Annotated in this window: 5 protein-coding genes; 4 read left to right on the top strand and 1 reads right to left on the bottom strand. The window is 40.2% G+C overall.

Translation table 11 applies throughout. The features are described from left to right. The first annotated feature begins 293 nt into the window (after nucleotides 1–293). The 4 genes from AC3VJB_RS06475 to AC3VJB_RS06460 all read left to right on the top strand — a co-directional run bounded on the left by AC3VJB_RS06475 (nucleotide 294) and on the right by AC3VJB_RS06460 (nucleotide 19525). On the top strand, nucleotides 294–15386 hold the full coding sequence (locus tag AC3VJB_RS06475; RefSeq protein WP_497666921.1) for an Ig-like domain-containing protein: 15093 nt from the start codon (nucleotides 294–296) through the stop codon (nucleotides 15384–15386). Between the two features lie 43 nt (nucleotides 15387–15429). After that, nucleotides 15430–16350, top strand: a complete 921-nt coding sequence (locus AC3VJB_RS06470) for a PorP/SprF family type IX secretion system membrane protein (RefSeq protein WP_159614753.1) — start codon at nucleotides 15430–15432, stop codon at nucleotides 16348–16350. Between the two features lie 10 nt (nucleotides 16351–16360). Then, nucleotides 16361–18517, top strand: coding sequence for an OmpA family protein (locus AC3VJB_RS06465; protein WP_173361051.1), 2157 nt, complete (start codon nucleotides 16361–16363; stop codon nucleotides 18515–18517). A gap of 138 nt (nucleotides 18518–18655) precedes the next feature. Next, nucleotides 18656–19525 carry an OmpA family protein gene (locus tag AC3VJB_RS06460; protein WP_047789147.1) on the top strand — a complete coding sequence of 290 codons (870 nt, stop codon included), beginning with the start codon at nucleotides 18656–18658 and terminating at the stop codon, nucleotides 19523–19525. A gap of 376 nt (nucleotides 19526–19901) precedes the next feature. Here the strand turns inward: AC3VJB_RS06460 and AC3VJB_RS06455 are convergent, their stop codons facing one another. Beyond that, nucleotides 19902–21026 (bottom strand): energy transducer TonB, encoded by a 1125-nt coding sequence (locus AC3VJB_RS06455; RefSeq protein ID WP_053056675.1) that lies wholly within the window; start codon nucleotides 21024–21026, stop codon nucleotides 19902–19904. Nucleotides 21027–21034 lie beyond the last annotated feature (8 nt).

Below are 21034 nucleotides of genomic sequence, written 5' to 3'. Positions count from 1 at the left end.
ATTTTTAAAGTTTGTTAATAGATTTATGTGATCAAAAACAAATAAGCTATTTTTTATTATTATAATGTGACTTAAATTGTTAATTTTACGTCTAATGTTTTAGTGAGAGTAAAAAAAAGTTTACTTTTGCGTATTCAAAAATTTGAAGCCCCCCACGAGAAATAAGTTGTATAAGAGCAACTTAATGTTTTTGTGTGGGGCTTTTTTGTATCCCACTGTATTGTTTATTAAGAATAAAAGTCTTGAAGAATTTCAAGGAATAAAATTGTATATATAAAATAAAATGTATTAATATGGGGGAGAGTTACATTTCAAATAACTTTATAACAAGAAAAGATATTAAATTCTTTTTAACCTTAATTTTTCTAAGTGTAATAGTGCACGTAAGGGCTCAAGTAGCAGTTACGCCTAATCCTACAGCTTTAGAAATAGCAACAGAGTTACAGTCTGCAGGAGTAGTAATAACAAACCCTGTTATCACTAGAGGCGCAACAAATCAAATAGCTCTTTTTACAAATGGAGATGGAGGAGCTAACTTAGAACTTGATAGAGGTATAGCTTTTACAACATCTAATGTTAATCAGGTTTTTGTTACAAATAATGAAACAGGGTTGTCTGTAAATGCTTCTGGAACAGATCATATAGATGCTGATTTAACAGCTATAGATTCTCAAGCAACTAGAGATGTAGTTGTTTTTGAATTTGATTTTAGAGCATTGCCAAATTATACAGGAGTTCTTTTAGAGTATCAATTTGGTTCAGAAGAATACCCAGATTATGTAGGGTCTCCTTTTAATGATGTTTTTGGTTTTTTCGTGACAGATCCATTTGGATTAGATCCAACAATACCAAATATGGCACCAGGTGCAAACTTAGCACAGGTACCCGGTACTACAAACCCAGTAGCAATTAATAACATAAATGCAGGTTTTAGAGGGTATTCAGGAGGTGGAGCAAACTATCCAGGTATTACTCCTGATTTGTCGCAAGGTGCATTATATATTAATAATGGACATGTTTTAGATAATGATGCTGACCCAAATAATGCTGGTCCTTTAAACAACAATCCTGGAGCCACTCCTATTGGTGTAGAGTTTAATGGTATTACTAGAAAACTAACAGCAAATATAAATTTGACACCAGGTATAACATACCATATGAAAATAGCTATTGCAGATGTGACCGATTCAAGTTTTGACTCAGGAGTATTTATTACCAGAGTTGGAGGTGTACCTATTATAGTTGCAGAAGATGATTTTGGAGAAATAGTAAGTACAAATGGGGGAGTAGCTGTAGCAAATGTGTTAACAAATGATACCGTAGCAGGTATAACTAATCCATCAGCATCAGGAGTAGAACTATCAGAAGTTAGTTCTGAAAACCCAGGAATAACATTAAACACAAATACAGGAGAAGTTTCTGTAGCACCTGGTGTGCCAGCTGGTGTATATGAATTAGTATATAGTTTATGTCAACCTTCAACAAATTGTGATACAGCTATAGTAACAGTAACAGTTTTAGCAGATAGTGATGGAGATAATGTTGCAGATAGAGATGATTTGGATGATGATAATGATGGTATTTTAGATACGGAGGAAAATAATTGTACAGGAACTATCAGTTATGAGTTTTATAATTCCTATCCATTATCAAATACAGTAGACGATATACCAACTACAGGGGCTTTAGCAACAGGAACAAGTACTAATTTTAATGTAGATCAACTGTGGGCGCTACATACCCCAGGGGATCATGAAACATTTAGTGTTAGATACAAAGGGTTGTTAAGAATAGATACAGATGGGGCTTATACGTTCTATACAACATCTGATGATGGGTCTAAACTGTTTATAAATGGTATAGAAGTCGTTGACAACGACGGACCACATGCAAGTCAAACACGAAGTGGTCAAATAACTCTTAAATCAGGAGTCCATGAACTCGAAGTGTTATTTTATGAAAGAACAGGAGCAGAAAATTTATCTGTAGAATATGAAGGCCCATCCATATCAAGAAGAAACTTACCATTCTCTAGATTAAGCTGTCTGTTAGATTCCGACAATGATGGAATTCCGAATCATTTAGATTTAGATAGTGATAATGATGGGTGCTTTGATGCAGTAGAAGCAAGTGAAAATGTTTCTTCTGGTCAGTTAGACGGAAATGGAAGAATAGATATAGCAGCTCAAGGAAGTATCGATAGCAATGGAGTTCCTAACCTTGTAAATGCTTCTGGAGCATCAGATATAGGAGGTGATCAAGGACAAGAGACCACAGGTAATGAAATTGTTGCTACTCAAATACAAATGGACACACAACCAAGTGATAGTACTATATGTTTAGGGAGCAATGTTACTTTTACAGCCGCAGCAAGCTCTTTAAGTACAACTACTTATACAGGAACCGCCCCAGGAACAAATCCGGATTACAGTGGTAGTACAAGTACTACAACTGGATTGGTATATCAATGGCTAGAGCAAGTAGGAGGTGTCGGAGCTTGGAATAGTATATCTAATGGAGGAATATATAGCAATGCAACTACCCCTGCATTAACCTTAACCAATCCACCAATAACAGCTTCCAATAATAAATATAGGTTGATAGTAACAAGTACACTTAACACCTGTCAGACTTTAGCTTCAGATGAAGCATCCCTTACAATTATCCCTACTTCGGTGGGAGGAAGCATTGCGGGAAGTACCAATGTGTGTACCGGAACCAATTCAACAACACTGACCCTAAGTGGACAAACAGGAAATATCATCCGTTGGGAAAGTTCTACCGATAACTTTACCACTGATACCGATATTGCCAATACCACCACGACCTTAACAGCAACCAACCTTACCACCACCACGCAATACCGTGCTATCGTACAAAGTGGTGCCTGTACTGAAGCAACTTCTGCTACAGCAACCATTACTGTAGGAGGAGTAGTTAACTTAACTATAAATGATATTACGGCAGACAACATTGTGAATGCCTCAGAAGCAGGAAGCACTATTCCAGTAACCGGAACCGTAGGCGGTGACTTCAATACAGGAGATACGGTAACTTTAACAGTCAACGGAAACACCTATACAGGTACAGTAGATGGTAGTGGAAACTACAGCATCAATGTACCAGGGTCAGACTTAGCCGCTGACACAGACACGACAGTAGAGGCTAGTTTCCTGTCATATGCAACTTGTTCCACCAACACGAATCATGTTTATAATGTAGACACGACCGCTCCAGTTCCTACCATAAGTGTAGACAACATCACGGCAGACAACATTGTCAATGCAACAGAAGCAGGAACAACCATTGCAGTCACCGGAACAGTAGGCGGAGATTTCAATACCGGCGACACGGTAACCTTAGTAATCAATGGAAACAACTATACCGGTACCGTAGATGCCAGTGGAAACTACAGCATCAATGTACCAGGGTCAGACTTAGCAGCTGACACAGACACGACAGTAGAAGCAAGTGTAGCGACAACAGACGGATCGGGGAATGCAGGAAGTGCAAACACGAATCATGTTTATAATGTAGACACGACTGCTCCAGTTCCTACCATAAGTGTAGACAACATCACGGCAGACAACATAGTCAATGCAACAGAAGCAGGAACAACCATTGCAGTCACCGGAACAGTAGGCGGAGATTTCAATACCGGCGACACGGTAACCTTAGTAATCAATGGAAACAACTATACCGGTACCGTAGATGCCAGTGGAAACTACAGCATCAATGTACCAGGGTCAGACTTAGCTGCTGACACAGACACGACAGTAGAAGCAAGTGTAGCGACAACAGACGGATCGGGGAATGCAGGAAGTGCAAACACGAATCATGTTTATAATGTAGACACGACCGCTCCAGTTCCTACCATAAGTGTAGACAACATCACGGCAGACAACATTGTCAATGCAACAGAAGCAGGAACAACCATTGCAGTCACCGGAACAGTAGGCGGAGATTTCAATACCGGCGACACGGTAACCTTAGTAATCAATGGAAACAACTATACCGGTACCGTAGATGCCAGTGGAAACTACAGCATCAATGTACCAGGGTCAGACTTAGCTGCTGACACAGATACGACTGTAGAAGCAAGTGTAGCGACAACAGACGGATCGGGGAATGCAGGAAGTGCAAACACGAATCATGTTTATAATGTAGACACGACCGCTCCAGTTCCTACCATAAGTGTAGACAACATCACGGCAGACAACATAGTCAATGCAACAGAAGCAGGAACAACCATTGCAGTCACCGGAACAGTAGGCGGAGATTTCAATACCGGCGACACGGTAACCTTAGTAATCAATGGAAACAACTATACCGGTACCGTAGATGCCAGTGGAAACTACAGCATCAATGTACCAGGGTCAGACTTAGCTGCTGACACAGACACGACAGTAGAAGCAAGTGTAGCGACAACAGACGGATCGGGGAATGCAGGAAGTGCAAACACGAATCATGTTTATAATGTAGACACGACCGCTCCAGTTCCTACCATAAGTGTAGACAACATCACGGCAGACAACATTGTCAATGCAACAGAAGCAGGAACAACCATTGCAGTCACCGGAACAGTAGGCGGAGATTTCAATACCGGCGACACGGTAACCTTAGTAATCAATGGAAACAACTATACCGGTACCGTAGATGCCAGTGGAAACTACAGCATCAATGTACCAGGGTCAGACTTAGCTGCTGACACAGACACGACAGTAGAAGCAAGTGTAGCGACAACAGACGGATCGGGGAATGCAGGAAGTGCAAACACGAATCATGTTTATAATGTAGACACGACCGCTCCAGTTCCTACCATAAGTGTAGACAACATCACGGCAGACAACATAGTCAATGCAACAGAAGCAGGAACAACCATTGCAGTCACCGGAACAGTAGGCGGAGATTTCAATACCGGCGACACGGTAACCTTAGTAATCAATGGAAACAACTATACCGGTACCGTAGATGCCAGTGGAAACTACAGCATCAATGTACCAGGGTCAGACTTAGCTGCTGACACAGACACGACAGTAGAAGCAAGTGTAGCGACAACAGACGGATCGGGGAATGCAGGAAGTGCAAACACGAATCATGTTTATAATGTAGACACGACCGCTCCAGTTCCTACCATAAGTGTAGACAACATCACGGCAGACAACATAGTCAATGCAACAGAAGCAGGAACAACCATTGCAGTCACCGGAACAGTAGGCGGAGATTTCAATACCGGCGACACGGTAACCTTAGTAATCAATGGAAACAACTATACCGGTACCGTAGATGCCAGTGGAAACTACAGCATCAATGTACCAGGGTCAGACTTAGCAGCTGACACAGACACGACAGTAGAAGCAAGTGTAGCGACAACAGACGGATCGGGGAATGCAGGAAGTGCAAACACGAATCATGTTTATAATGTAGACACGACCGCTCCAGTTCCTACCATAAGTGTAGACAACATCACGGCAGACAACATAGTCAATGCAACAGAAGCAGGAACAACCATTGCAGTCACCGGAACAGTAGGCGGAGATTTCAATACCGGCGACACGGTAACCTTAGTAATCAATGGAAACAACTATACCGGTACCGTAGATGCCAGTGGAAACTACAGCATCAATGTACCAGGGTCAGACTTAGCAGCTGACACAGACACGACAGTAGAAGCAAGTGTAGCGACAACAGACGGATCGGGGAATGCAGGAAGTGCAAACACGAATCATGTTTATAATGTAGACACGACTGCTCCAGTTCCTACCATAAGTGTAGACAACATCACGGCAGACAACATAGTCAATGCAACAGAAGCAGGAACAACCATTGCAGTCACCGGAACAGTAGGCGGAGATTTCAATACCGGCGACACGGTAACCTTAGTAATCAATGGAAACAACTATACCGGTACCGTAGATGCCAGTGGAAACTACAGCATCAATGTACCAGGGTCAGACTTAGCTGCTGACACAGACACGACAGTAGAAGCAAGTGTAGCGACAACAGACGGATCGGGGAATGCAGGAAGTGCAAACACGAATCATGTTTATAATGTAGACACGACCGCTCCAGTTCCTACCATAAGTGTAGACAACATCACGGCAGACAACATAGTCAATGCAACAGAAGCAGGAACAACCATTGCAGTCACCGGAACAGTAGGCGGAGATTTCAATACCGGCGACACGGTAACCTTAGTAATCAATGGAAACAACTATACCGGTACCGTAGATGCCAGTGGAAACTACAGCATCAATGTACCAGGGTCAGACTTAGCAGCTGACACAGACACGACAGTAGAAGCAAGTGTAGCGACAACAGACGGATCGGGGAATGCAGGAAGTGCAAACACGAATCATGTTTATAATGTAGACACGACCGCTCCAGTTCCTACCATAAGTGTAGACAACATCACGGCAGACAACATTGTCAATGCAACAGAAGCAGGAACAACCATTGCAGTCACCGGAACAGTAGGCGGAGATTTCAATACCGGCGACACGGTAACCTTAGTAATCAATGGAAACAACTATACCGGTACCGTAGATGCCAGTGGAAACTACAGCATCAATGTACCAGGGTCAGACTTAGCAGCTGACACAGACACGACAGTAGAAGCAAGTGTAGCGACAACAGACGGATCGGGGAATGCAGGAAGTGCAAACACGAATCATGTTTATAATGTAGACACGACCGCTCCAGTTCCTACCATAAGTGTAGACAACATCACGGCAGACAACATTGTCAATGCAACAGAAGCAGGAACAACCATTGCAGTCACCGGAACAGTAGGCGGAGATTTCAATACCGGCGACACGGTAACCTTAGTAATCAATGGAAACAACTATACCGGTACCGTAGATGCCAGTGGAAACTACAGCATCAATGTACCAGGGTCAGACTTAGCTGCTGACACAGATACGACTGTAGAAGCAAGTGTAGCGACAACAGACGGATCAGGGAATGCAGGAAGTGCAAACACGAATCATGTTTATAATGTAGACACGACCGCTCCAGTTCCTACCATAAGTGTAGACAACATCACGGCAGACAACATAGTCAATGCAACAGAAGCAGGAACAACCATTGCAGTCACCGGAACAGTAGGCGGAGATTTCAATACCGGCGACACGGTAACCTTAGTAATCAATGGAAACAACTATACCGGTACCGTAGATGCCAGTGGAAACTACAGCATCAATGTACCAGGGTCAGACTTAGCTGCTGACACAGATACGACTGTAGAAGCAAGTGTAGCGACAACAGACGGATCGGGGAATGCAGGAAGTGCAAACACGAATCATGTTTATAATGTAGACACGACCGCTCCAGTTCCTACCATAAGTGTAGACAACATCACGGCAGACAACATAGTCAATGCAACAGAAGCAGGAACAACCATTGCAGTCACCGGAACAGTAGGCGGAGATTTCAATACCGGCGACACGGTAACCTTAGTAATCAATGGAAACAACTATACCGGTACCGTAGATGCCAGTGGAAACTACAGCATCAATGTACCAGGGTCAGACTTAGCTGCTGACACAGACACGACAGTAGAAGCAAGTGTAGCGACAACAGACGGATCGGGGAATGCAGGAAGTGCAAACACGAATCATGTTTATAATGTAGACACGACCGCTCCAGTTCCTACCATAAGTGTAGACAACATCACGGCAGACAACATAGTCAATGCAACAGAAGCAGGAACAACCATTGCAGTCACCGGAACAGTAGGCGGAGATTTCAATACCGGCGACACGGTAACCTTAGTAATCAATGGAAACAACTATACCGGTACCGTAGATGCCAGTGGAAACTACAGCATCAATGTACCAGGGTCAGACTTAGCTGCTGACACAGACACGACAGTAGAAGCAAGTGTAGCGACAACAGACGGATCGGGGAATGCAGGAAGTGCAAACACGAATCATGTTTATAATGTAGACACGACCGCTCCAGTTCCTACCATAAGTGTAGACAACATCACGGCAGACAACATAGTCAATGCAACAGAAGCAGGAACAACCATTGCAGTCACCGGAACAGTAGGCGGAGATTTCAATACCGGCGACACGGTAACCTTAGTAATCAATGGAAACAACTATACCGGTACCGTAGATGCCAGTGGAAACTACAGCATCAATGTACCAGGGTCAGACTTAGCAGCTGACACAGACACGACAGTAGAAGCAAGTGTAGCGACAACAGACGGATCGGGGAATGCAGGAAGTGCAAACACGAATCATGTTTATAATGTAGACACGACCGCTCCAGTTCCTACCATAAGTGTAGACAACATCACGGCAGACAACATTGTCAATGCAACAGAAGCAGGAACAACCATTGCAGTCACCGGAACAGTAGGCGGAGATTTCAATACCGGCGACACGGTAACCTTAGTAATCAATGGAAACAACTATACCGGTACCGTAGATGCCAGTGGAAACTACAGCATCAATGTACCAGGGTCAGACTTAGCTGCTGACACAGACACGACAGTAGAAGCAAGTGTAGCGACAACAGACGGATCGGGGAATGCAGGAAGTGCAAACACGAATCATGTTTATAATGTAGACACGACTGCTCCAGTTCCTACCATAAGTGTAGACAACATCACGGCAGACAACATAGTCAATGCAACAGAAGCAGGAACAACCATTGCAGTCACCGGAACAGTAGGCGGAGATTTCAATACCGGCGACACGGTAACCTTAGTAATCAATGGAAACAACTATACCGGTACCGTAGATGCCAGTGGAAACTACAGCATCAATGTACCAGGGTCAGACTTAGCTGCTGACACAGACACGACAGTAGAAGCAAGTGTAGCGACAACAGACGGATCGGGGAATGCAGGAAGTGCAAACACGAATCATGTTTATAATGTAGACACGACCGCTCCAGTTCCTACCATAAGTGTAGACAACATCACGGCAGACAACATAGTCAATGCAACAGAAGCAGGAACAACCATTGCAGTCACCGGAACAGTAGGCGGAGATTTCAATACCGGCGACACGGTAACCTTAGTAATCAATGGAAACAACTATACCGGTACCGTAGATGCCAGTGGAAACTACAGCATCAATGTACCAGGGTCAGACTTAGCTGCTGACACAGACACGACAGTAGAAGCAAGTGTAGCGACAACAGACGGATCGGGGAATGCAGGAAGTGCAAACACGAATCATGTTTATAATGTAGACACGACCGCTCCAGTTCCTACCATAAGTGTAGACAACATCACGGCAGACAACATTGTCAATGCAACAGAAGCAGGAACAACCATTGCAGTCACCGGAACAGTAGGCGGAGATTTCAATACCGGCGACACGGTAACCTTAGTAATCAATGGAAACAACTATACCGGTACCGTAGATGCCAGTGGAAACTACAGCATCAATGTACCAGGGTCAGACTTAGCAGCTGACACAGACACGACAGTAGAAGCAAGTGTAGCGACAACAGACGGATCGGGGAATGCAGGAAGTGCAAACACGAATCATGTTTATAATGTAGACACGACTGCTCCAGTTCCTACCATAAGTGTAGACAACATCACGGCAGACAACATAGTCAATGCAACAGAAGCAGGAACAACCATTGCAGTCACCGGAACAGTAGGCGGAGATTTCAATACCGGCGACACGGTAACCTTAGTAATCAATGGAAACAACTATACCGGTACCGTAGATGCCAGTGGAAACTACAGCATCAATGTACCAGGGTCAGACTTAGCAGCTGACACAGACACGACAGTAGAAGCAAGTGTAGCGACAACAGACGGATCGGGGAATGCAGGAAGTGCAAACACGAATCATGTTTATAATGTAGACACGACCGCTCCAGTTCCTACCATAAGTGTAGACAACATCACGGCAGACAACATAGTCAATGCAACAGAAGCAGGAACAACCATTGCAGTCACCGGAACAGTAGGCGGAGATTTCAATACCGGCGACACGGTAACCTTAGTAATCAATGGAAACAACTATACCGGTACCGTAGATGCCAGTGGAAACTACAGCATCAATGTACCAGGGTCAGACTTAGCAGCTGACACAGACACGACAGTAGAAGCAAGTGTAGCGACAACAGACGGATCGGGGAATGCAGGAAGTGCAAACACGAATCATGTTTATAATGTAGACACGACTGCTCCAGTTCCTACCATAAGTGTAGACAACATCACGGCAGACAACATAGTCAATGCAACAGAAGCAGGAACAACCATTGCAGTCACCGGAACAGTAGGCGGAGATTTCAATACCGGCGACACGGTAACCTTAGTAATCAATGGAAACAACTATACCGGTACCGTAGATGCCAGTGGAAACTACAGCATCAATGTACCAGGGTCAGACTTAGCTGCTGACACAGACACGACAGTAGAAGCAAGTGTAGCGACAACAGACGGATCGGGGAATGCAGGAAGTGCAAACACGAATCATGTTTATAATGTAGACACGACCGCTCCAGTTCCTACCATAAGTGTAGACAACATCACGGCAGACAACATTGTCAATGCAACAGAAGCAGGAACAACCATTGCAGTCACCGGAACAGTAGGCGGAGATTTCAATACCGGCGACACGGTAACCTTAGTAATCAATGGAAACAACTATACCGGTACCGTAGATGCCAGTGGAAACTACAGCATCAATGTACCAGGGTCAGACTTAGCTGCTGACACAGATACGACTGTAGAAGCAAGTGTAGCGACAACAGACGGATCGGGGAATGCAGGAAGTGCAAACACGAATCATGTTTATAATGTAGACACGACCGCTCCAGTTCCTACCATAAGTGTAGACAACATCACGGCAGACAACATAGTCAATGCAACAGAAGCAGGAACAACCATTGCAGTCACCGGAACAGTAGGCGGAGATTTCAATACCGGCGACACGGTAACCTTAGTAATCAATGGAAACAACTATACCGGTACCGTAGATGCCAGTGGAAACTACAGCATCAATGTACCAGGGTCAGACTTAGCTGCTGACACAGACACGACAGTAGAAGCAAGTGTAGCGACAACAGACGGATCGGGGAATGCAGGAAGTGCAAACACGAATCATGTTTATAATGTAGACACGACCGCTCCAGTTCCTACCATAAGTGTAGACAACATCACGGCAGACAACATAGTCAATGCAACAGAAGCAGGAACAACCATTGCAGTCACCGGAACAGTAGGCGGAGATTTCAATACCGGCGACACGGTAACCTTAGTAATCAATGGAAACAACTATACCGGTACCGTAGATGCCAGTGGAAACTACAGCATCAATGTACCAGGGTCAGACTTAGCTGCTGACACAGACACGACAGTAGAAGCAAGTGTAGCGACAACAGACGGATCGGGGAATGCAGGAAGTGCAAACACGAATCATGTTTATAATGTAGACACGACCGCTCCAGTTCCTACCATAAGTGTAGACAACATCACGGCAGACAACATAGTCAATGCAACAGAAGCAGGAACAACCATTGCAGTCACCGGAACAGTAGGCGGAGATTTCAATACCGGCGACACGGTAACCTTAGTAATCAATGGAAACAACTATACCGGTACCGTAGATGCCAGTGGAAACTACAGCATCAATGTACCAGGGTCAGACTTAGCAGCTGACACAGACACGACAGTAGAAGCAAGTGTAGCGACAACAGACGGATCGGGGAATGCAGGAAGTGCAAACACGAATCATGTTTATAATGTAGACACGACTGCTCCAGTTCCTACCATAAGTGTAGACAACATCACGGCAGACAACATAGTCAATGCAACAGAAGCAGGAACAACCATTGCAGTCACCGGAACAGTAGGCGGAGATTTCAATACCGGCGACACGGTAACCTTAGTAATCAATGGAAACAACTATACCGGTACCGTAGATGCCAGTGGAAACTACAGCATCAATGTACCAGGGTCAGACTTAGCTGCTGACACAGACACGACAGTAGAAGCAAGTGTAGCGATAACAGACGGATCGGGGAATGCAGGAAGTGCAAACACGAATCATGTTTATAATGTAGACACGACCGCTCCAGTTCCTACCATAAGTGTAGACAACATCACGGCAGACAACATAGTCAATGCAACAGAAGCAGGAACAACCATTGCAGTCACCGGAACAGTAGGCGGAGATTTCAATACCGGCGACACGGTAACCTTAGTAATCAATGGAAACAACTATACCGGTACCGTAGATGCCAGTGGAAACTACAGCATCAATGTACCAGGGTCAGACTTAGCAGCTGACACAGACACGACAGTAGAAGCAAGTGTAGCGACAACAGACGGATCGGGGAATGCAGGAAGTGCAAACACGAATCATGTTTATAATGTAGACACGACCGCTCCAGTTCCTACCATAAGTGTAGACAACATCACGGCAGACAACATTGTCAATGCAACAGAAGCAGGAACAACCATTGCAGTCACCGGAACAGTAGGCGGAGATTTCAATACCGGCGACACGGTAACCTTAGTAATCAATGGAAACAACTATACCGGTACCGTAGATGCCAGTGGAAACTACAGCATCAATGTACCAGGGTCAGACTTAGCAGCTGACACAGACACGACAGTAGAAGCAAGTGTAGCGACAACAGACGGATCGGGGAATGCAGGAAGTGCAAACACGAATCATGTTTATAATGTAGACACGACCGCTCCAGTTCCTACCATAAGTGTAGACAACATCACGGCAGACAACATTGTCAATGCAACAGAAGCAGGAACAACCATTGCAGTCACCGGAACAGTAGGCGGAGATTTCAATACCGGCGACACGGTAACCTTAGTAATCAATGGAAACAACTATACCGGTACCGTAGATGCCAGTGGAAACTACAGCATCAATGTACCAGGGTCAGACTTAGCTGCTGACACAGATACGACTGTAGAAGCAAGTGTAGCGACAACAGACGGATCAGGGAATGCAGGAAGTGCAAACACGAATCATGTTTATAATGTAGACACGACCGCTCCAGTTCCTACCATAAGTGTAGACAACATCACGGCAGACAACATTGTCAATGCAACAGAAGCAGGAACAACCATTGCAGTCACCGGAACAGTAGGCGGAGATTTCAATACCGGCGACACGGTAACCTTAGTAATCAATGGAAACAACTATACCGGTACCGTAGATGCCAGTGGAAACTACAGCATCAATGTACCAGGGTCAGACTTAGCTGCTGACACAGATACGACTGTAGAAGCAAGTGTAGCGACAACAGACGGATCGGGGAATGCAGGAAGTGCAAACACGAATCATGTTTATAATGTAGACACGACCGCTCCAGTTCCTACCATAAGTGTAGACAACATCACGGCAGACAACATAGTCAATGCAACAGAAGCAGGAACAACCATTGCAGTCACCGGAACAGTAGGCGGAGATTTCAATACCGGCGACACGGTAACCTTAGTAATCAATGGAAACAACTATACCGGTACCGTAGATGCCAGTGGAAACTACAGCATCAATGTACCAGGGTCAGACTTAGCTGCTGACACAGACACGACAGTAGAAGCAAGTGTAGCGACAACAGACGGATCGGGGAATGCAGGAAGTGCAAACACGAATCATGTTTATAATGTAGACACGACCGCTCCAGTTCCTACCATAAGTGTAGACAACATCACGGCAGACAACATAGTCAATGCAACAGAAGCAGGAACAACCATTGCAGTCACCGGAACAGTAGGCGGAGATTTCAATACCGGCGACACGGTAACCTTAGTAATCAATGGAAACAACTATACCGGTACCGTAGATGCCAGTGGAAACTACAGCATCAATGTACCAGGGTCAGACTTAGCTGCTGACACAGACACGACAGTAGAAGCAAGTGTAGCGACAACAGACGGATCGGGGAATGCAGGAAGTGCAAACACGAATCATGTTTATAATGTAGACACGACCGCTCCAGTTCCTACCATAAGTGTAGACAACATCACGGCAGACAACATTGTCAATGCAACAGAAGCAGGAACAACCATTGCAGTCACCGGAACAGTAGGCGGAGATTTCAATACCGGCGACACGGTAACCTTAGTAATCAATGGAAACAACTATACCGGTACCGTAGATGCCAGTGGAAACTACAGCATCAATGTACCAGGGTCAGACTTAGCTGCTGACACAGATACGACTGTAGAAGCAAGTGTAAGTTCAATTGATAGTGATGGGAATAGAGGATCTGCTTTGAATACTCATAAATACTATTTACAAGACACGGATAATGATGGCATATCAGATGTTGTAGATGTAGATGATGATAATGATGGGATTCCAGATGTTGAAGAGGGAGATGGTTTAGTAGATACTGATGGTGATGGAATTCCAGATTCATTAGATCTAGATTCTGATAATGATGGTATTAATGATGTAATAGAAGGAGGAAATGGAGATTTAGATACCAACGAAGACGGTGTTATAGACTCTGGCGATTCAGGGTATACAGATGCTAATGGAGATGGACAAGCTGATGATTCTGTAGATAATGATGAAGAGCCAGATACGGATGGCGACGGTACTCCAGATTATCAAGATTTAGATAGTGATAATGACGGTATTAATGATGTTATTGAGGGAGGAAATGAAAGTTCCGATACTAATGGTGATGGAGTTATAGATTCTAATGATATGGGAGGTTCAGATTCTGATGAAGATGGAATTTCTGATAGTGTTGATGGAGATATAAATAATTTTGGTGAGGGAGGTAATGGAGATGATACTCCATTAGATACAGATGGAGATGGTGTTCCTAACTATCAAGATTTAGATAGCGATAATGATGGAGTAAATGATGTTGTAGAAGGAGGGAATTTAGATGAAGATGGAGATGGACAAGTAGAAAACCCTTTAGATGATTCAGACGGAGATGGAATTTCTGATAGTGTTGATGGTTTAGATGGTTTTGGAGATGCTAATAATCCAGATAATAACTCTAGCCCTACAGATCCAAACGATGGAGGTAACGGAGTGATAGATGGAGAAGATACAGATGGAGATGGAATACCTGACATTATAGATGGTTTTGATGGGTTTGGGGATGCAATCAATGATGACACTTGTGTGAAAGTAAACAACTTAATGAGTCCTAATGGAGATGAAGCAAACAGTTACTTACACATTGATTGTATTGAAAATTTCCCAAATAATACTCTTGAAATTTTTAATAGATGGGGTAATACAGTATATAAAACTGAAGGATATAACAATAGCAGTGTTGTGTTTAGAGGAATCTCTGAAGGTAGAGCTAATATAAATGTAGGCGATAAATTGCCAGTTGGAACATACTTCTATATTTTAGACCTTGGAAATGGAAGTAAAGTTAAAAAAGGCTGGATTTACATTAATAGATAATCTAGATTTATAAAAAAGACTGATGAATAAAAGTATTAATCAAATGAAATTATATTTAAGTTTAATCATAATATGTACAATGAGTATTTGTATAACCACAAATATTCATGCGCAACAAGATCCTCAGTACACACAGTATATGTACAATACAATGAATGTAAACCCTGCTTATGCAGGGTCTAGAGGGCATACAGTAATTACTGCATTAGGCAGAATGCAGTGGGTAGGTTTTGAAGGAGCTCCCAATACTCAAAACTTATCATACGATACTCCTTTAGGATATTCTGGGTTAGGATTAGGGGTTAACTTAATGAATGACCAAGTAGGACCATCTAGTGAAATATATTTAGACGCTAATGTATCTTACAATATACAAACAGGTGCAGAAGGTAATTTAGCCTTTGGTTTACGTTTAGGAGGAAGGTTATTAAATATAGATTGGTCAAAAGGAACTTATAAAGATGATGAAGTTGTTTTTCAAGATAATATTAATAAGTTCTTACCAACTGTTGGAGCAGGTATTTATTATCATCAACCACAATGGTATGTTGGATTATCGGTACCTAATATTTTAAGAATGGAACATTACGATGCTGAAACTCCAGGAGAAGTAGCAGTAGAAAGAATGCACTTTTTCTTAATCGCAGGATATGTTTTCGATATAAATGAAGACTTAAAGTTTAAACCAGCAGCTTTGTTAAAAGGAGTTTCAGGGGCACCTCTATCATTAGATATTTCAGCTAATTTACTATTTAATGAGAAGTTTAGAGTTGGAGCTTCTTGGAGATGGGATGATTCTGTAAGTGCACTTTTAGGTTTTCAAGCAACAGACTCTTTACTTATAGGGTATTCATATGATTTAACAACATCAAACTATAATGTAACAAATTCTGGGACACACGAAATTATGCTACAGTATGAAATCTTTAAGGATATTAGATATAGGTCACCGAGATTCTTTTAAAAAGAGAGAAATGAAATTAAAAAAGATACTAACATTAACAATATTGTTAATGCTTACTGCAGTTGGATTTAGCCAAAGTAGAAAAGTAGCAGATCGTTATTTTGAAGAATTCTCTTATGTCCAATCGGCCAAATTATATAAAGATTTAGTATTAATTAAAGGAGATAGCTCTCAACATGTGTTAACTAGGTTAGCTGAGTCTTACTATAATAATTCAAATACAGAAGAAGCAGAAATATGGTATCAAAAACTTATTTCAAATTTTAATGAAAAAGTAGAAGAAAAACATTTGTTTAAATATGCTCAAGCTTTGAGGAGTAATGGAAAGTATAAAAAATCAGATTCTATATTTTTAAGATTAACTCAAGCACAAAAAAATAGTTTAAATGAGGAACTTAAAAAAGAAAACTATTTATTAGACTACACTAATAAAGAAAAGAGAATAGGAGTAAGAAACTTGGCTATAAATACGCCTTATTCAGAATTTGGAGGGTTTTTATTGAATGGAAAAGCATATTTCTCATCATCTGTAGCTAACGACTCAAAAAAACAAAAAATATATAAGTGGAATAATCAACCATTTTTAAATATTTATAAAGCAGAAGAAAGTATACAAACATTAGAAGGTAGTAAGCAAGACACTATCTTAGTTTTAGGTAATGTTCAAAAGCTTGGAGAGCCAATAGCTTCTGAACTTCATGAGTCTACGCCTATCTTTACAAAAGATGGAAAAACTATTTATTTTACAAGAAATAATTCTGAAGGAAAGAAAGTAAAGAGAAGTAAGAACAACATATCTAATTTAAAAATTTATAAAGCCAGTTATATTAATGGTTATTGGGTTAACGTTAAAGAGCTACCATTTAATAAAGATGAATATTCAACAGGTCATCCAGCTTTAAGTCCAGATGAAAAAACATTATACTTTGTTTCTAATATGCCTGGAGGATATGGTCAGTCTGACATTTATAAAGTAGAAATAAAAGGAAATGATGAGTATGGAGAACCAGTAAATTTAGGAAGTGATATAAATACATCAGAGAAAGAAGTCTTTCCGTATGTAGGAAATGATAATGTATTATATTTTTCATCTAACGGGCATTTAGGTTTAGGACTGCTTGATATTTTTCAAGCAAAGATTAAAGAGGATGGTACATTTTTATCACCTGAAAACTTAGGGTATCCATTCAATAGTAAAAAAGACGACTTTTCATTTTTTATAAGTGAAAATGGAAAAAGAGGTTTCTTTTCGTCAAATAGAGAAAAAGGAAAAGGAGATGATGATATTTATAGCTTCTTTATCTATACGGACCCACCAGTATGTACACAAATTGTTAAAGGAGTAATAGAAAACAATAAAACAAATACTCCGGTAGATGCGGTTGTAGTAAAACTAATTAATAAAGAAAAAGAAGTTATAGCAGAAACAATTTCTGATAGTTCAGGTAACTATACTTTTAAAGATGTGCCATGTAATAATACCTATACAGTTACAGCAACTAAATTAGATCATAGATCAAATAGAAGTATAGTTCGAACTAATAATAAGAGAAATAAAGAAATTATAGCAAACTTAAAGTTAACACCATTAATAATAGGAAACCAAATAGTTATAAAACCTATTTATTTTGATTATGATAAGTATGATATTAGGGAGGATGCAGAGTATGAGTTAGAAAATATTGTAACAGTAATGACTAATCATCCTGAGTTAGTGATAAAAATAGAGTCACATACAGATAGTCGAGGTAGAAGAGATTACAATAGGTTTTTGTCAGATAAAAGAGCAAAATCTACGAGAGATTACATATTATCAAGAGGAATTGCAAGTAATAGGATTGAAAGTGCTATAGGTTATGGTGAAGACAACCCTTTAAATGATTGTGTAGACGGAAAAAAGTGTACTGAAGAAGAATATCAATTAAACAGACGTTCATATTTTTATATAGTAGAAGGGAGTGAATCTATAGAAATAAGACAGGAACAAGAAAAGAAAAGGATCAATAGAAGATTTACGACAAGAAAAAGTAATTTTTTAGAGTTTTTAAGCAAAAACTTAAAAAAAACTGATAGAAGCTTAAGACCAGAGGATAATAAATGTTTTAAAGAAAAAGATAGTGATTGTCAAAAGTTAAACAAAAACGTAAAATTAAACTATAAAAAATAAAATTTTATTTAAATAGTTGTAAAATCAATAAATAAAAAACTCCTTTATTTAAAGGAGTTTTTTATTTATACTGACATAATAATATATCGAAAATTAAGTTATAGAGTTACATTAACTTATTATCATTTATTATTAATTATGAAAAAATTATTTATTCCTTTAGCGGTATTGGCTTTAACAATGTCGTCTTGTGTATCAAAAAAGAAGTATGTAGAACTTGAACAAAAGTATAATGATACTAGAGGAAATTTACAAAAGACAACTCTAGAAAAAGAGCAATTAGAAGCTAAGTTTGCTAAAATAGAAAAGAGAGTTGATGATTACAATGAAAAAATTAACTCATTAAAGAGTGTAAACGAAACACTTCATGAAGAAAATAACATTAAGCTAGATATGGTTGGAAAATCAGCTGTAATCTCAAACTCTGTAAAAGAAAAAATGAGAGAAACGCTTAAAAATGTTGATCCAGCTGAGTTAGCTAATGTTAAAACGTTAAAAGACTCCATGAATGTAGCTATTGCTCACAACTTAAAAAAATCTATCAATACTTCAGAGTTAGAAAATGATGAAGATGTAAATATTGACATTGATCAAACAGTTGTGATGATTTCTGTTTCAGACAAAATGTTATTTAATACAGCTAGTTATAGAGTTAAAAAAAATGCACATAAATTAATAAAAAAATTAGCTGATGTGATTAACTCTGAACCAAGCATGGATGTTATGATAGAAGGTCATACAGACTCAAGACCTATTAGTAATGCAGTTGTACAAGATAACTGGGATTTAAGTGTTAAAAGAGCAACATCTATCGTTAGGCTTTTAGAGAAAAAATACAACGTTGATCCAAGTAGATTAATAGCTTCTGGTAGAGGTAGTTCTGTGCCACTTGTTGAAAATAACTCGGCTAGCAATAGAGCTAGAAATAGAAGAACTAGAATTGTAATTTTACCAAACTTAGATAAGTTTTTTGGTTTGTTAGCAACAGAAGAAAACATTAAGCTTTAATAAGAAAAAAAGACAAAAAAGTAAGCCAGCATTATTGCTGGCTTTTTTTATGCTCATTACTTTAATAACTTACCTAATTTAAGTTCTATTTTGATATTGTTTAGATAATCAGAGAAAGTATGAAAACCTTCATTTATGCTTTAAAACAGGTAAAAGAAAAAAGGTGTATATAAAGTAATTTTCTAATAAAGGATTAAAAGAGGAAAACTCTACCTTAATATGAGTAAAGGTATATAGGTGTTATAGTGAGATAAAAAATTAAAAGAGGAGAAGTATTCTAGTAAATTTAAAAATTTTAAAAGAAATAAAACTAAAAAAAGCTTCTAATTATATAATTAGAAGCTTTTTTAAACACTTTTAAGAGTTATTTTATACCTTATTCATGAAGTTTAAAGTTAACAGGAATGTAATATTCAACATTAGCTGTTTTCCCATTATGTTCTCCAGGAACGAATTTAGGTAACTTAGAAACCATTCTCTTAGCTTCTTGTTCTAATAAGTGACCATCTTTAGGTCCTTTCATTTTTATGTTAGTTACCTCTCCTTTTTTATCTATGATAAAGCGAACCCATACTCTACCTTCAATATTTTGTTCTGCAGCTGCTGCAGGGTAGTTAAAGTTTCTTTGAATATGACTAACCATTCTTTCATTGAAACAGGTTAATTTTTGCATATCAGGAACTTTTGTACAAGCTTTGAATTGAGGAATACTTTGTACCTCTACAAATTTTACAAAATCAGTAATAGTTTTTTCTTTTACTACATTAGAACTTTTTTTAGCTACGACTTTACTTGTTGTACTAGATGAAGAATTATTTGATGCTCCTGGAGCCTTGAAAGTGATAGGAACTCCGTACTTTACTTTAACAGTCCTACCATTATGTTTACCAGGAATAAAGTTTGGAAGGTTATTAATTATTCTTTCAGCTTCTTTTTCTAAAGACTCTCCACCTTTTGGCCCACGTAATAAGATATCTTCAACATTTCCTTGCTCATTGATTGTAAATTGAACTAAAACTCTTCCTTGTATACCAGCTTCAATGGCGTCTTGAGGGTAGTTGAAATTTTTAATAATATGTTTAGTCATGTTTGTTTCAAAACACTTTGCTTGCTTTATTAAAGGAACATTGTTACACTTACTAAACAATGGAATTTCTTCAACTAAATTAAAAGGTACTTTTTCAATAGTTGAAGAATTATCTTCTAACTCAAGTTTACCAATTAACAAAGACTTCTTTTTAATATCAGCTACTTTTTGTGAAGAATTAATACCTCCACCTATAGCAGAAACAGCCTCTTTGTTCTTACGAACAACACGTCTTCTGGTTGAGACTTCAATAGAAAGTTGTTTTTTTGCACCACTCTCGGTGTCTTCAATTGCACATTTTGTGATACTGTTTGGATCAGCGATTTGTTCATCTGGAGTAGTACATACTTCTTGTCCTACAGCCGCTAAAGAAAGTAGCATAGCAGCTACTACTAAGGGGAATTTTTTAATCATGTGTGCTC

The sequence above is a fragment of the Tenacibaculum sp. TB-53 genome, assembly GCF_059716285.2.
This window is presented reverse-complemented; position numbering and strand designations above follow the sequence as displayed.